Source organism: Comamonas sp. GW821-FHT11H03 (assembly GCF_058807955.1).
Map to the genome: position 1 here is coordinate 211,261 of NZ_JBXARF010000003.1, position 15,652 is coordinate 226,912.

The 15,652-nt window shown below is 58.0% G+C and carries 13 protein-coding genes; 9 read left to right on the forward strand and 4 right to left on the reverse strand.

Features of this window, described 5'->3' with window-relative positions:
- Window positions 1–320 precede the first annotated feature (320 nt).
- The 5 genes from AC1RTQ_RS09320 to AC1RTQ_RS09340 all read left to right on the forward strand — a co-directional run bounded on the left by AC1RTQ_RS09320 (window position 321) and on the right by AC1RTQ_RS09340 (window position 7,930).
- A complete protein-coding gene (locus tag AC1RTQ_RS09320) occupies window positions 321–1,142 on the forward strand; it encodes a fimbrial protein (protein WP_492875156.1) in 822 nt (273 codons plus the stop codon).
- Window positions 1,143–1,145: 3 nt separating this feature from the next.
- Window positions 1,146–1,664, forward strand: a complete 519-nt coding sequence (gene cblA, locus AC1RTQ_RS09325) for a cable pilus major pilin CblA (protein ID WP_492875158.1) — start codon at window positions 1,146–1,148, stop codon at window positions 1,662–1,664.
- A 112-nt stretch (window positions 1,665–1,776) separates the two neighbouring features.
- Complete coding sequence (locus tag AC1RTQ_RS09330) at window positions 1,777–4,479, forward strand: TcfC E-set like domain-containing protein (protein WP_492875160.1); 2,703 nt, start codon at window positions 1,777–1,779, stop codon at window positions 4,477–4,479.
- Window positions 4,480–4,599: 120 nt separating this feature from the next.
- Window positions 4,600–5,730: a CblD like pilus biogenesis initiator family protein gene (locus AC1RTQ_RS09335; RefSeq protein WP_492875468.1), complete on the forward strand. Its 1,131-nt coding sequence runs from the start codon at window positions 4,600–4,602 to the stop codon at window positions 5,728–5,730.
- A 55-nt stretch (window positions 5,731–5,785) separates the two neighbouring features.
- The gene (locus AC1RTQ_RS09340) at window positions 5,786–7,930 is read left to right on the forward strand and encodes an ATP-binding protein (protein ID WP_492875162.1); all 2,145 of its coding nucleotides are present in this window, start codon (window positions 5,786–5,788) and stop codon (window positions 7,928–7,930) included.
- 45 nt (window positions 7,931–7,975) lie between these two features.
- Here AC1RTQ_RS09340 and AC1RTQ_RS09345 read toward each other — a convergent pair whose 3' ends face one another.
- Window positions 7,976–10,507 (reverse strand): ATP-binding protein, encoded by a 2,532-nt coding sequence (locus tag AC1RTQ_RS09345; protein WP_492875164.1) that lies wholly within the window; start codon window positions 10,505–10,507, stop codon window positions 7,976–7,978.
- A gap of 419 nt (window positions 10,508–10,926) precedes the next feature.
- On the opposite strand from AC1RTQ_RS09345, the gene AC1RTQ_RS09350 reads away from it, so the two are divergent.
- Window positions 10,927–11,634, forward strand: coding sequence for a response regulator (locus tag AC1RTQ_RS09350; RefSeq protein ID WP_492875470.1), 708 nt, complete (start codon window positions 10,927–10,929; stop codon window positions 11,632–11,634).
- A gap of 463 nt (window positions 11,635–12,097) precedes the next feature.
- On the opposite strand, the gene AC1RTQ_RS09355 is transcribed toward AC1RTQ_RS09350, so the two are convergent.
- A complete protein-coding gene (locus AC1RTQ_RS09355) occupies window positions 12,098–12,931 on the reverse strand; it encodes an EAL domain-containing protein (RefSeq protein ID WP_492875166.1) in 834 nt (277 codons plus the stop codon).
- Window positions 12,932–13,160: 229 nt separating this feature from the next.
- A complete protein-coding gene (locus AC1RTQ_RS09360) occupies window positions 13,161–14,000 on the reverse strand; it encodes a SprT-like domain-containing protein (protein ID WP_492875168.1) in 840 nt (279 codons plus the stop codon).
- Between the two features lie 85 nt (window positions 14,001–14,085).
- Between AC1RTQ_RS09360 and AC1RTQ_RS09365 the strand changes: the two genes are divergently transcribed.
- From AC1RTQ_RS09365 to AC1RTQ_RS09375, 3 genes are all read left to right on the forward strand, one after another.
- Entirely contained in the window at window positions 14,086–14,301 is a 216-nt protein-coding gene (locus tag AC1RTQ_RS09365) for a type II toxin-antitoxin system VapB family antitoxin (protein ID WP_302090639.1), read from the forward strand.
- Complete coding sequence (locus tag AC1RTQ_RS09370) at window positions 14,301–14,687, forward strand: type II toxin-antitoxin system VapC family toxin (protein ID WP_492875170.1); 387 nt, start codon at window positions 14,301–14,303, stop codon at window positions 14,685–14,687. The genes AC1RTQ_RS09365 and AC1RTQ_RS09370 overlap by 1 nt, the downstream gene beginning before the upstream one ends.
- A gap of 219 nt (window positions 14,688–14,906) precedes the next feature.
- Entirely contained in the window at window positions 14,907–15,092 is a 186-nt protein-coding gene (locus AC1RTQ_RS09375; protein ID WP_492875172.1) for a hypothetical protein, read from the forward strand.
- Window positions 15,093–15,386: 294 nt separating this feature from the next.
- Here the strand turns inward: AC1RTQ_RS09375 and AC1RTQ_RS09380 are convergent, their stop codons facing one another.
- Entirely contained in the window at window positions 15,387–15,635 is a 249-nt protein-coding gene (locus tag AC1RTQ_RS09380) for a hypothetical protein (protein WP_492875174.1), read from the reverse strand.
- Between the last annotated feature and the right edge of the window lie 17 nt (window positions 15,636–15,652).

The following is a 15,652-nucleotide window of genomic DNA, read 5'->3' on the forward strand; positions in this document are numbered from 1 at the left end:
TTGCGGCCCGTCACGGCCAAGTTTCCCCCAATCATGTACTACTTTGGCTCCCACATGAGAAGTTGCCTGGCTAGCAGGTGACTGCAGCTCTTCGCCAGCACGCCAACTGAGCAAATCGCACGATTTTCGGGATTTTTAGTCCAATTCTTATAGACCTGATTCTCTCTCTTAGTAAAAATCCAACCTAAATATTACATCGCAACAAGCATTGCATCGTAATGGCTGGCCCACTTACTGAGTCGTATATGCCATCTAGGTAAACGCCACATTCAGTTTGACCTATGAATGCATGAACGATTCTGGATTTTTATTAAGGAGTTATGCAGATCATATTTGAAGATAAATACCGTATTGCAGCGGCATTAATCGCCACGATCACAACGTCACTTGCTTCCCCGATCGCCAGCGCAAACATGATGGTCTATCCAATGGGGACCTCCATCGGAGCTGGCAGTGGGCCAGCCGCAGAGCTGCGCGTCTATTCGAAATCCGAATCGACGCAATACGTGAAGGTGATTGCGAAGCGCGTAATCGACCCGGCAACAGATCACGAGCGCGAGGAGACCAGCATGAGCTCCGGCGACGACGCGGTCGTGATCTCGCCAGCGAAGTTCGCATTGCCGGCTGGCGGCACGCGGCTCGTGCGGGTGATTTCGCTGGGCGTGCCTCAGAAGGAGGCGCTGTATCGCGTCTACATGGAACCGGTGGCCTCGCTCTCTGAAGACCATTCCGCAGTGAACGATGAGGTGTCCGGCAAAGTCAACTTCACCATCTCGTGGGCACCGCTCGTTCGTGTACTGCCCAAGACGCCCGTTCCCGATTTCGAGGTGTCGAACGGACTTCTGACCAACACCGGCAATGTTCGGATCGGCCTTATTGACGCCGGTGCGTGCCAGACCGACACAGAAGACTCTTCATGCCAGTGGACGAAATTTGAACGCAGCGTCTATCCAGACCAGCAGTTCAGGATGGACGGACTGAATTCCGCACCTTATGTGCGAATCCGATATCGAGTCGAGGGAATGTCAGGTGTACAGCAGAAGGTTGTACGTACGGTTTCCACCGACGCGATAGACGCGCTGAGCGCTAACAACGAAACCCAAACGGGTCCCACCAATTTATCAACCAACCATAAGGACTAACCAATGTTGAAATTCGTTCCGATCGCTGCCGCGGCCCTGATGGCCATGTCGACTCATGCTGTTGAAAAAAACATCACCGTCACTGCTAACGTCGACGCCACACTTGAACTGCTGTCGGCGGACGGCTCTGCACTGCCGACAACCATGCAGATGCAATATCTGCCGGGCGTCGGTCTCCAGCCAGCTGTAGTGAGCACGAAGATCTTCACGAACGACAAGGCGAAGAATGTGGAGGTTCGCCTCGCGAGTTCGCCGTCCCTGACGAACCAGACGAACCCTAGCGCGGATGCCGCCCCGCTGACGGTTAAGTTGGGTGACGAGACGCTGGCCACGACAGTGAAGACGCTGCAGGCTGCGGAAATCTTCCTCGGTGACGTGAAAGATGGCTCGATCGTCCTGCCGCTGTCGATCGCTCAGTCGACTCCCGGGGTACTCCTGACCGGCAGCTATCAGGGTCTCGTCAGCCTCGTCCTCACGCAGAGCGCAGCAGCAACAGGTGGCGGGGAAGGTGGCGGGGACTAAGCCTCTTCGCAGGAAAGACGGGCGCGCCTAAGTACCGCGCCCTATCTATCGATGGGCGCGTCTTAGCGGCGCGCCCTTTTTGTAGTCCTTTGCCATAAGTTCCTGTGCCCGCATGATTCCAGTTGACCTCAAGAAAACCGTTGTCGCATGCCTGGGCGCGCTAAGCATGATGGGCCTCGCGTCCTCTGCCTACCCCGCTTCGACTGTGCCGCCGGGCTTCGAGGACATCATGACGGGGCACGACGAACGTATCAACGTCAATTTTCTAGGCAAGTCGCTTGGATTGTTTCGCGTGTTCGTGACGCCGGACGCCGTTCGATTCGAGGATCCCGCGCCCCTGCTGCACGCGCTCGGTCCGCAGATTGATCCGGCAGCAGACATGTCGCTGATCGGCGACGCGCTGTCGACAATGATGTCGCGCAACGGCAACCTCGCTTGCGCCGGACAGGCGGGCGTGAACGGCTGCGGGTATGTCGACACGGACAGCGCGGCGGTGATCTATGACGAAAGCGACGGGAACATCGAGCTGTTCCTATCGCGTGACTGGGTGAGCACGCAGGAGCGCGATCAGCGCTTTCGTGAACCGTCGCCGATGACAGAAAACGCGCTGATCCATCAGCAGACGATCAATTTTTCGGGCGGTCGCGACTACAAAAGCCTGTCCTTGTCGGGCACGGGTGCGCTGGGCCTTACGCCGAAAAGCTTCGTCGGTGGAAACTGGGGCTTTACCCATGCGGACTACTCGCGCGGATCGAACAGCGAATTCCTGCTCCGGGATCTCTATTACCGTCACGATCTCGGCACCGAGCATTACGCGCAGGCCGGCCGCATGGACAATCGCAACCTCGCGAGCGCGCTAGGTGGCAACTTCGGCTTCACGATGCTGCCGGTTGGCACGCTGGACGGCGTGCGTGTCGGAACAACGCTGGCCTATGTGAAGCCGGAAATTGCTCAGCAAGGCACGCCTGTAACTCTGCTGCTGCCGCGCGACTCGCGCATCGATGCGTACCGTGGGCAAGAACTGCTCGGCACGGTCTACATGAAAGCCGGCGTCAACGCGCTCGATACGTCGCGCTTTCCGGAAGGTACGTATCCACTGACGCTGCGCGTGTTCGAAAATGGCGTGCAGACGCGCACGCAGACGACGCCACTCACAAAGACGGGCGGTGGTGTCAATTCGCGCACGCGGCAATGGTTTGCGCAGGCTGGCCGCACGTCCGCCCGAAATGCGTCGGACAGCATGGCAACAGCTGCTGGCGTGCGCATTCCGCTTTCGCGCGCAATGGCGCTGACAAGCGGCATTGCGAGCATCGGCCGACATGTGTACAACGAAACGGCACTTGAGTGGCGCCATGCATTTCCGCAGGGGGTCCTATCCGCCGGCGGTTCGATCTTTGTCGGGAACGACGGCTCGCGCGGCAACACGCAACAGATTTCGTTCGTCAATGGCTTGTCGTGGAGCGTATATCGCTACCAAATGCGCGGAGCGGCGTGCAGCGGCTCGGCAGCGTCATATCGTGACATCGGTTGCTACGACATGCTGAACGCGAACGTGTCGTTTCCGCTCAGAAACTGGTCGGCGATGCTGGGTTACACCTACAACAAGAGCGTCGGGCGGTCACCTTTCCAACTAGCTAACGCGTCGGAGCGACCATGGGCGACGCCCATTGCCCATCAAGGCAACCAGGTGTCCCGCGCGTTTCAGGTAGCGCTTTCGCGATCGATGACATGGCGCAAGATCAGCGCGAACCTGCGGATTGGCATATACGCGAATCGCAACGCAGTCGCGCGCAGCGATTATGGTGGCTACGTTGGCGTGACGCTTTCGATGGCTGAGCCCGCGTTGCAGACGCGGCGCGCGTCCGCCTACACATCGGCGGGCGTTGACGTTCGCTCGAATCGCGACAGCACGAAAACTCGTTACACGCTCGATCGAAACTGGAACTGGCAGGGTGATAGCTACCGGGAGCTCGCGCTCGGTCTGTCGGGCGACGGCATCGACAGCCTGACCGGCGCGATACAGGGGCGCTGGAAGGGGCGCTACGGTGACGTCGCCGGGACGGTTGCGAACAGCTACAGCCGCGATAGCGGCGGCAACAATCCGTCTGTAACGGCAAGCTATTCGTCGTCGTTCGCCGTGGCGCGACAGGGCGTTTTTCTCGGCGCTTCCGCGTCACAGTCGGATCCGCTCGCGGGCTTCGCCGTGCGAGTAGGAAAGCGCGACGATGCGAGTGTCATGGCGGCCGAGGTCAGCAGCGATTCGGGTACGCGAATCAAAGTGGGCTTTGGGCAACGTGCGCTGCTTCCGGTGTCTGCCTTCAGGCCGGTGACCGCCGAAGTGAGCGACGCAGGTGCGCACGCGGCTCCTGGTACGACGAGCGTTACCGAGGGGCTCGGCAAGCGCACACTGTTCATGGTGCCCGGGCAACTTGCGCTGCGCAACGTCGATGCGAAAGTCAGCTACACCTATGTCGGGCAGGCTTTCTCGAAGAGCGGGATGCCGCTGTCGGACAGCGTAATTCTCAATGGCGCGATGCCGTTGATCGACAGCCAGGGCGGCTTCGTTGCAGAAATGGAGCAAAAGGAAAGCGAACTCTTCGTCGTCGACGGTCCTACCCTGATGCGTTGCCCGCTGCAGGTCAAGCGTCAGCAGGACGTGTTGATGATGGTGGGCAAGGTGCACTGCGAAGTGGCAGGCCCGGACGCGCTGCCGAAGTCGCTGCGCAAGCAGGCCCGCGTGCGCAAGCTGCTGGAGCGTCGTTACGCGAATGTGATGCACGACCGAGCCGCTGGCGCGACCTTCTCGTCTCGGTGACACACAACGTGCGCTTGTCTACACGGTGTGCCTCCACTGTCAACCAGAACATATACGGAAACTGTCATCAATATGCTTCAGATCATCCGAACTCGCTGCACAGGAATCGTCCTCGCCGCCATGTTGGGAGCAATCTCACTAGATGCGTCGGCGTTAATGGTACAGCCATTAGGGCGCACTGTTACGGTGCAAGCCACATACGATCGTGGAGCTGCTGTGGTGAGCGATGTCATCATCTTCGACCGGGCATCGGGGGGCTACGATACGGACGATGCTCTAAAATGGGGACAGAACACGTGGACTTGCGAATCTCTCAACGATATGACGACCGGTGCATGTCCGACCAAGCCGGTATGGCTATGGTTTCCAACCGGAAGCTCGACCGACATCAAGCTGTTGTTCAAGGAAGAAAAGAGCGGCGCGACGGCAGTACTGACTCTTCGAGGTTCAACTGCATCAGAAATTCATCGAACTTGCTCGGGCGCTCTCGCTCCCGGAGGAATCCTTGGGGGTGAACGAAGCCCGATAGAAGAAGCGAGGCCGGTGGCCCTTCAAAATTGTCCCTCCGTCATCTACTTTGACGGGCGCCTACTCTTCGTTAGGATTCCCGCCGCTGAGTTGAAGAAACTCCCGTCGGGCGGAACCTGGAAGGCGAACCTGCGACTCAATCTGCGATCCTGGTCCAGCAGCATTGCACCGCTGCTCGCGGTGTTTCGTGCAGAGATCAAGCTCGATGTCACCGACAAGGGCAACATACAGATCTATCTTCCGGAGTTCGCGACCGCTACGCCCGTCGTCGACCTCAAACTGAGAGCGCTGCCGAATGGCAGCCGGTTGTCAGGTACGTCGAATGTCGACTTGTGCCTGTATGACGGTTACAACTCACAAAGCACCTGGTTCGATATATCGGCGAGCGATGGTCTCACCGTCGACCGGCGTAACAAGGGCCAGTATTCGGTCCTGCTCGACTCGGACAAGAGCGGCAGCTACGAATCACGCATCGATTACGCGCTCAACCTGACGTATGCGGGCAAGAAGATTGCGCTGCCTAACAACGAGAAGGTGCGGCTTCAGGGCGTGAACAACAGTGCCGGTCGCTTGGTATCGCTGCCGGGGATTTCGGTGCCGGTCGTCTGCACGCCGACGCCATTGACACTCGACACACCGGAGTTTCAGTCGGTCAGGAAGCGTCCTGGCAAGTACAGCAACAAGCTGACGATCACGTTTACGCCGTCATCCGCCAATCTCTAGCGTGTTGGGCGCCCGCTACCGGGCGTCGGGTACCTCTATCCCCAGCGAATCAATCATGGAAGCTACATCCTTCGCACATCTCCCGGTGTCGCGCATGTTTCGCCACGTATTGACGACCATGCTGCTGATCCTTTCGGTCGGCACGGGCACAGCGAACGTCAGGGGAAAGGCGATCCTCACTGACGAGGAACTTGGCTGGATTAGCAATCACCCGGTCGTCCATATCGCGGTCGAGGCAAACTGGCGCCCGATCGAATACATGCACAACGGTGAGCAGACGGGCCTCGTTGCAGGTTACCTGAGTACTATCTCAAGAATGACCGGTCTCGCGTTCCAGACCGTGCCCGGCACGGAATGGGGTCAGGCGTACGAGGCGCTCGCGTCCGGCAAGGTCGATTTGCTGCCGGGCGTCTGGCGCGAGTTGGTGCCCGAACGTGCTGGTGTCGGTGCAAGGGTCAGTGCACCATATCTGGTCGGGCGGCTGACCGTTGTGACGGGCAACAATTCCGCGATGATCTTTGGCCTGCAGCGGTTGAAGGGGCAGCGGGTGGCCATCAAGGGACAAGGAGCGGTCGAATACTTTGTTCGTCACAGCGGCGTACCGCTCGACGTGCGCACGTTCGACACCGAGGAGCTTGCACTAGCCGCAGTGGCAAACGGCGACGCCGACGCCGCGCTTGGTGTCGACGTCACGATCCTGCCGATCATGCGTCGGCAATTCATCGGCCAGATATACATGTCCGGCATGCTGGCCGATCGCCCGGTGTCGCTTGCAATGCTCACCCGCGCCGATCTGCCGATTCTCGCATCAATCATCGACAAGTCGCTCGCTGCCATGACGGTCAGCGAGACGGCCGGCATCACGCGAGACTCGATCGAGCTGGGCGACTACGGCAAGCCGTCGATCCGCTCGATCCTGCGTTATCGTGCACCAGTGGTACTGGCGACCGCAGTTACATTGCTGACGTTCGCGGTGCTTGTGTACCTGATGTGGAAATCCCGTGCAGCAGCCATCCGCAGCAAGCGCGACAAGGCGATGTTCCTGGCCTTCGTCAGTCACGAGATACGCACGCCGATGCAGACGGTCCTGTCGTCGCTCGAGCTCCTGCAGCGTTCGCAGCTCCCCGTTGAGCAGGCCTGCCGTGTGGATGCGGCCGCGTCGGCTTCCGAGACGCTGCTGACGTTGCTCGACGATATCCTCGACTACTCCCGTCTTGAGACACGCAGGGTCACTCTGTTGCCGCAAACGGTCAAACTCGATGTGTGGGCCAGTCAAACAGTCGACATGGTGCGATGGAGGGCGGAGAGAAAAGCATTGGCGTTGCTGCTTGATGTGCCAGAGCTGCCGTCGATGCTCGTGCTGATTGACCCAGTTCGCGTGCGCCAGATTGTGCTGAATCTGCTTATCAACGCGATCAATTTCACAGCGAGCGGGGCCGTTACGTTGCACGTGGGTTATCACGCTGCCCGTCATGGACGCCACGGCTCCTTGATTCTAGAAGTGCGCGACACTGGCATCGGCATCGAGCCTGATCGCGTCGACCGCGTCTTCGAACCATACTGGCAGGCTGATCGTGAGCCTCAGCAAGGCATTGGCGGCAGTGGGCTCGGGCTTGCGATCTGTCGCGAGCTCGTCGAGTTGATGCGCGGCTCGATCGCGGTCAAAAGCACGCCGTATGTAGAAACGGTATTCACGGTGAAATTGCCAGCTCCGGCAGTGCAGGGGGTGTTCCGGATGCCGCCAGTCACGACTGCGCCGACACTGGAGCTCGCAACAGCCGGGCCGGTGCAGCGCGGTGCAGCACGCATCCTGATCGTCGACGATCATGACGCAGTCAGGACCGCACTGCAGGATCAGTGCGATGCACTTGGCTGCTTCGGGGTGGTTGCAGGCACGGGAAAAGACGCATTGCGGTACCTCGCACAGGACCGGATCGACATGGTGTTGCTCGATCGCAATCTGCCCGATATCGACGGCTATGCACTCGCGCGCACGATCCGGCAGGAAGAGGCCGCCCGCAAGACCCGGCGGGTTCCGATCATCGCGATTTCGGCTGAGTCTGGCGAGGCGCATCGCGAGCAGTGCTTCGATAGCGGCATGGATGGCGTGCTTGGAAAACCGTTACGGCTTGAAATGCTTCGCAACGCGATCGCGACGTGGTGCCTGGTCGATGCTTTCGACGCACCGGACGCGTCATAGAATTTCGACGTATCCCAGGGGCTGACATTCGGTCATCTCGGCGGTCTATGCATCAGGGTCGGCCGATTTGCGCTCGGTGGCGTCAAGCCCGGCCATGTCGGCGCGATGCAGGCGCAACAGTTCGTCACCGAGAGCATGGATGCTTGACGGCATGATGCCGGATGTAGCCTCAAGCAGACGCTCAAGTTCGGCTGCCAGTTCGCTCGTCGCTGCATGACCAGCAATTGCTGTGGCGCCCTTGATTCGGTGTGACGCATGACGTGCACGATCGACATCGCCATTCAACAATGCGTCGCCCAGCGCTGCCAGATCGGCGTCTACGCTTTGCCGAAAGACCGCCCAGAAGTCTGCTTTTGGCGCTCGCATGTCTCCGGCCGCTGGTGCGCTCTCATTCATGAAGGCGAACGGACACCACAGGTCGATCATTTGGCGCAGTTCCTCGAGCCTTAGCGGCTTGCACAGTACGCCATCCATGCCGTTGTCGAAGCACCGTTCTCGATGTGCGTCGCCGCTCGACGCAGAGATCGCGATGATGGGCGTGTGCGACCGCTGCTGAAGTCGTTCGTCGTTGCGCATACGTTGCACAACCGTATAGCCGTCGATGTCGGGCAAGTCGCAATCGAGCAGCACCATGTCGAACTCGGCCCGCGCGAAATGCGCGAGTGCCTGCTCGCCGTTGTCGGCAACGGCCGAGCGGCATGCGAGCGCGTCAAGTTGGTGCTGGATCGCGTGTTGAACGGCCTCGTGGTCGTCGACGACCAGGATCATCGGTCCGTTGACGGGCTGCGGCGGGTAGGCCTTCAGCAGCGCATGCGCCGCCACAGGCAGCGATGGGTCAGACTTCGTGTCGCGCGTGTCGGTCATGTCTGCAGCCGGCGCATGTCCGATGCGCGGCGCCGGCAGGATCACGGTAAAGACCGTGCCGTTGTCAGGGCTGCTACTGACGGTAATCACGCCTTTCATTAGGTCGACTAGTTCGCGGCAGATCGACAACCCCAATCCGCTTCCACTGACACGGCGAGTACTCGAGTGCTCGACACGCTGATAGGGCTCGAAAATGTGGCGCTGGCGCTCGGGCGGAATGCCGATGCCGGTATCGCAAACCTCAATCACCAGTGATCCGGCACGGCTCGGTTTACCGTCGAGGTAGTCGACACGCAGCGTAATCGAACCGGTAGATGTGAACTTGATGGCGTTGACAAGCAGATTCAGCACGATCTGCTGCGTGCGCATCGGATCGATCAGCAAGCACAGCCCCGGCGGACAGGCGAACTCGAGCGCGAGGCCCAGTTTCTTCTCGTCGACCCTCCAGCGCACCATGTCGGCACTTCGTTGTACCCAGGGTTCGACGTATGTAGGCTCGGGTGCGAGCACCACGTTGCGTGATTCTAGGCGCGAGTATTCGAGAAGGTCGTCGAGCAATGCCAGCAGTGATTCCGACGCGGCCACTGCCGCGTCGGCGCGACCTGCCTGCTTTGGCGGCAGCTTCGCGCGTTGCAGCAACTCCAGCGAAGACAGGATCGTGTGCATCGGTGTGCGGATCTCGTGGCTTATAAATGCGAAAAACATCGCCTTGTCCTGCTCGCTGCGCACGGCCGCGACGCGCGAGCGCCAGGCAGCGAATGCGATTGCTATCAGCGCGAGCAGGCCGGCTCCGGCTGCCGTTACCTGCCAGCGTCGGTAGTAAAGGATCGATTGAAGCGACGGTTTGCCGTAGTCGGTCGATTCGATCCATTGATGCACGACCTGCTCGGCGTCGCGCGCCGGGATCGAGGCGAGGGACTTATCGAGAATCGATGCGAGCACCGGCAGGTCGCTGCGCGTCGCAATAGAGAGGGCATACGGAGTGTCCGGTAGCCCTCCGGACACGAACAGCTTGTCGCGGTATTGACGCTGCACGAGCGGCAGCATCGACACGTCCGGGCCGATAGCGGCATCGGCGTTGCCTTCGGCGACCGCCGCAAGTGCACCTCGATCATCGTCGTAGGTCAACAGAATGACGGGGATGTCGCCATGGCGAATCGCGTCTTCAATTGCACCTCCGCCCTTGATGGCAATGCGCCGGCCGGCGAGATTACGGGCGTCGACTAACAGGTTCAGACGCTCTGACGACACGACAAACACTGTGCCGACGAAATAGGGGCGGCTGAAGATGAGGCTGTCGCGGACTGAGGCCGGGGTGGAACCTGCCTGAATACCTGAGCTGGTATCGGGATGAGGCACCTTCCATGCATCAAGCGCGTTGCGCCAGGTCAGATCTGGAGCGATGTCGATCCTGCCGGAGCGCAACGCCTCCGCCGAGTTGCGCCAGGTGACATCGTCGACGTACTCGAAACGCAACCCGCTAATCCGCGAGATTGCCTCTAGAAATGACGGAACGACACCGACGATCTTGCCATTTTGTCGAAATTCGAAGGGAGGCCAGCTTGGATCGACACGAGTCCGAACTACGGGATGCGTAGCGATCCATGCCTGTTCCTCCGGCGTAAACTGCGGCCTGCCGTTTGCCCACCCTAGCGCCGGCGTCAGCCCGAACACTAGGCAGATTAGGATCGAGCGTCCATTCAAATTTAACATGCTTACGTACTTCCACCACAGTCTCGGTCGAGCTGTAATGAATCGGCCGCATTGCTTGAGCGGCTGCGATAATGTCGATCCGGCGTTGTGGTGCATATCTACAGCAGTATCCCCCGTCTGAATCCGGTTCAAGTCGAGAGACGGGCCTGCAATCATAGGCCGTACATCGCGAGCGCAAAGCCGCCAGGCGCATATCATCCTTTGTACAGCCTTCGCCACAACCGAATCACTAAGTTATCTGAAACTGCTCGGACGCTAGTGATAGGCGCGAACCTCCGACCGGATTAGGCGGAGGGCATATAAATTATTTTGAAAGGCTGTGGTCTGATTCCGATGCTCATCCGCATTGCTAGCTGCTTGTGATGACTAAAAATGAGTCAGCCATTCAAAGCCATTTCACAAGAATGAAAGGGTTAACAATGAGGCCAGAACACCGGGTGATCCGGGTCGTGATCCTGGACGACCATGCCGTAGTCCAGCATGGGATCTCCAGTTATCTGGCAGAGAGGAATGACATTGCAGTGGTGGCGAGCTTCGGGAAATCGCGTGACTTAATTTGCTGGCTCCAGGTGAATCTAGCAGACGTTGTGTTGCTCGACTACACACTAGGTCCCGGCGAGATCGACGGCCTCAATCTGGTCAAGCTGATCAGTACACGTTTCCCGGAATGCAAGATCCTGATGACGTCGAGTAGCGATACGCCTGCGACCGTCAACATGACAATGCGGGCGGGCGCGCTCGGCTTTTTCGGCAAGAGCGAAGATCTCAGCAAACTCGCGGATGCAATCTTCGTCGTCGCGAGAGGCCGTCCGTACATCAGCGTAGAGTTGTCCGGTAAGCTCATGTCGAGCTCAATGCCGGACCCCCGCCTTGCGAGAAAAAAAGTCGTGAGCGCCGAGAGTACATCGGCGTCCGACTCCGGCCTATCTGCGATCTTAAGCCTAAGTCCGCGCGAGCATGAAGTGCTGCGCTGCTATCTCGCGGGCATGTCCGTGTCTGACATCGCGGCGAAATTCGCTCGCAGTTCTAAGACGATTAGCACGCAAAAGCAATCGGCACTTCGAAAGCTTGGTATCCGCAGCGATGCCGAGCTATTTGCATCCCGCAAGCTGCTAGAGGAGCCCTGAGCGACCAACCCTTGCGATTCCGAGCGTGGCAGGAATGGTTGACCCGAGCGACCGCCGTACCGAAATATGAGGAGGTTGAAGTGCTCGGCATCTGTCTGATGCGCCAACTGTCGCGGCGAGGTCAGTCCTTGAGCACTACAGGTGTGCTCTGCTGCGGCATTTAAAAAACTTTAAGCGTAGGGCAGTAGGCACTCCTTCCTGGTTCAGCCGATATCTATGGTGTCCTTTTATGCATCCGAGCTCTTAGACAATGGTCGAAGAGGCCATGCGGGGTCGGAACACCCTTGAACGAGTCGAGCGTTCAGCAACCTCTGAGCGCAATATCTCCTCCTACCCGGGAGCGGCAACGCTAACTCTACTTATAAAGTTAAGCGTAGAGGAGGGCCTCTATCTGCTGCATATTGCACAACGGAACCACTGTGCGATCGGAGGGTGTCGCTGCGAATGAAACAATGCGGCGGATCTATGCTTCGATATCTAGTGCAGAGCGCAGACAAGGTTGAGGTCTCGCGTAGCCATAGCCTTGCGCCATAACAGGCTTCTGCGTTTCAATCCAGGCTCGATGATCCATCGACTCTATCCCTTCCACGACTGCCGCGACTCCAAGATCTGAAAGCAAACCGATCATGCCGCCAAGAATAGGCCTCGTTCTTGAATCCAGTGAGCCTCGGTTTATGAGCTCACCGCTGATTTTGACGACATCTATCTTGAGGTTGGCCAGATCGCTTAAAGTCCATGCGCCGCTGCCAAAGTCGTCAATGGCAACGCGCACTCCCAGCCGCTGCAGCCTCTCAATGTCTTGCTGCAGCTCGGCTTGATCAACTATCGGCTCGCACTCGAGCAATTCGATCAGAATCTGCGATGGATGGATACGATGCATCAAAGATGACCAGCGGATCAGCGTTTCAAGTCTTGGGTCATGAAGTTGGGACGGTAAAACATTGAACGACACAAACTGCAGCTCGGCACCATTTTCAGGGGCACCTGCGGAGGAGGTGGTCATCGAGGCGCTCAGTTGCCGACACACTTCATCGATGACAAACGCTGTTGTTGCCCATGCGGCTTCGGGTTTCATTAGCGCCTTAGCGAAGGCTCCAGGCAAGAGCTGACCGAGCTCCGGATGTTGCCAGCGCAATAGAGCTTCGGCCCCCACCGTACGGCCAGAGTGCACGTCAATGATCGGTTGGAACGCCACCGAGAACTCCCCGGCCAAGACGCCGGCGCAAATTCGATCAACAAGTCGGCTCGTGCCAGATACCGTTGCAACTTCAACGCTCATGGCGAAGTCGTCCTTCATGAGTACTCCTTTTTGAAACTGGCTGCTAGCGCTTCTGGCAAAAGTCAGAAGCCATCGTCGCTGCGATTCAATTGCCTGATGAATCTCAGTATCGCTAAGGAATTGCGCGGGATAAATCAGAACCGTCTGAAAAATCTCGTGAACTGCCAAAGGCATTGGCTGAGCTCAGCTGTCGGTTGCCGTCGTTGGTCAACACAATCATGAAGGTCAATACTGAATGGAATACTGGTCAACAATGGGCAGCCCCCGCACCTGTAGGACTGAAGCCTTGCAGGCAACTACCGCAGATTAGCTTGAGGCCGGGTTTGCCCCAGACTGAGATTGCGTCTTGACAGCCGATACAGCTGTATTTCACTCGGTTTGATTTGTTCGCGGGCGCGGTCAGCGCTCCGTGTTCTCCAGTTATGGCAGCCATAGCCAAGCCCGTGGGCTTCACGGCCTCGGCGAGGGCTGGGATGCTTGCCATAGGCGGTTTGGTGCCCTCAATTCCTCGAATATGGTTGGCCATGCTGGCTTGACCAGCGAGCACATGACCTGCAGAGGGAAATCGGTCGTACCAACTGAACTTGAACTTTGCCGTCAACAAGTCTTGGCAGGCCGCTAAAAAGCGGCCACCTTCGACGGCGTAGTCCGCCATGCAATCACCGGTTCGAGCGCCACCAGGTTGCCCGGTGGAAGAGGGCATGAGCCCAATGCTTTCCATCTTTCGTGCCCATTCTTCGTTGTGGTATCGGCCTCGGCCTGGCTTGCCGAAATGGTGCTGCCACAAGTGTGTCATCTCATGAACTTGAGTCTGGAGTGTTTCGATGATGGGGACCACAGCAAAATAGGTCGGATTCATCGCAATCTCGTCTGTGGTTGAGCCGTCCACCGATGCAAAGCGGGCGGCCGAGAAATATCCGAAAGTCCGCTTTTCCCGCTGCAGCGTAATCAAGCAGCTGGGCAGTTGCCCCTCAAACAGCCGCGCATTGAAATGGTCATAAGCCATCTGCAGCTCGTTGTAGGTTTCCTGTGTTGGAGCCAGGCGGCGTATATGCGCGAGGTCGATCTCGGTAGACTTAGGTTGCATATTTGTATTGTGCAATACAAAGCATGATTCACAAACATCAAATTTGATGCAAAAATGCATCAAATTTGATGTTTAAGGAGTAGTCATGAGATCGACTTTCACAATCGATGACGATGTCGTAAACCGCGCACGAGCCGTCGCAGCGCCCGGTATTGCGGTGCCTGAACTGGTACGACTGGCACTGGAAACATTCACGCGTGTTGAGGCAGGTAAGCGTTTGGCTGCGCTCGGCGGTGCCGCGCCAAATATGCCTGATGTGCCACGCCGCGCCAGTGGGACGGATGCAGAGGGCTCTCGCTGATGCCTGTGTCCGTTCTTGTCGATACGTCGGTGTGGGTGAGGCATTTTCGCGAAGCCGATGCCCATCTGCAGGAACTACTGATGCAAGACAGCGTGCTGATGCACTCGATAGTGCGTGCAGAGATCGCGTGCGGTACACCGCCTGCACCACGCGGTGACACCCTGGCGACTCTGGCAATGCTGCGCCCGAGCCAGGAGGCCTCAGTTCGGGAGACTCTGGAGTTTCTTGAGAAAAACAAGCTCTTCGGTAGAGGCTGCGGCCTAGTGGATCTATCACTGCTGGCATCGACATTGATCACACCTGGGGCACTGCTGTGGACAGCTGATCGACGTCTTGCTGAGATGGCTAACCAACTGGGCGTCGCATACGCCATACCAACATATTGAAGCTAGGAAAGTACTTCCTAAGATCATGGATCAAAGGTCTTCTTTAAAAAGAACTACTACGTCACCGAGCGTCGACGCACTCGACGCAGCGCAAGCTCCAGAGGCGAAGACCTTTTCAGAGCGAAGTACGCAGCCTTGTTGGACGCTGCCAATCGAGGTTATGGCCAGGTGTACGAGACGAGCTACGCGTCGGAGCCAGCATTGACCTGGCGCTACCACATGCAGCTCGATCGCGCCATCGAGATCGCCGTTCAACACGGCTACACAACGCCTGAGCAACGTGAGAAAACGGAGAAAATGCTGCACAAGGATGGCTGCTGTGGCCATGGGCTTGACCCGCAATTGGTGAAGAGGAAGAGGTTTAAACGTAGTCCCAACGGTCTGCTGAAAGCCGCAAAAAATTGAGCTCTAGCGCTCCTATTTTTAGAGCTTTTATACTAGATGCGATGTATAAGGCATTATCTGGACTCCCCGAGATAATAATCTTCATCAGCGAGTAAATAAACCCTATTTATCCCCCGTTGAGGATTTATTTTCAGGTTTTCTTGTTTATCAGGACGCGAACGGCCGCTCCGTTGATTCAACGGAGGTTAATCGCGGATATCGCCAGTGGTTAATCGACTGCAGTCGGGTTTCGCTTCGCTACATCAGGGGCTACGCCCCCGATACCCCCTGGAGTGCTGCGATCGCGTGAATCACTCAAGCCAACCTGTCCACCCCCGCGGCCTCAAACGCGGCAAGACCCAGAGAGGCTGCAATCCCCATGCTTTCCAACCAAGCTTCAACCTCCCGAGCCTGAGGACGCTGATCTGCCTTGGCAGGGGCCAACAGGAGCGCTGCGCCTTGCTGCAGTTGGAGCAACGAATCCTTGCTCAACTGGTTTTTCTGAGCGTCAGCAACGACATTCGCCCACGCGGCTTGAGCCGCCTTAAAATTTTCAGTAGCCATTTCAGTTCCTTTCAACT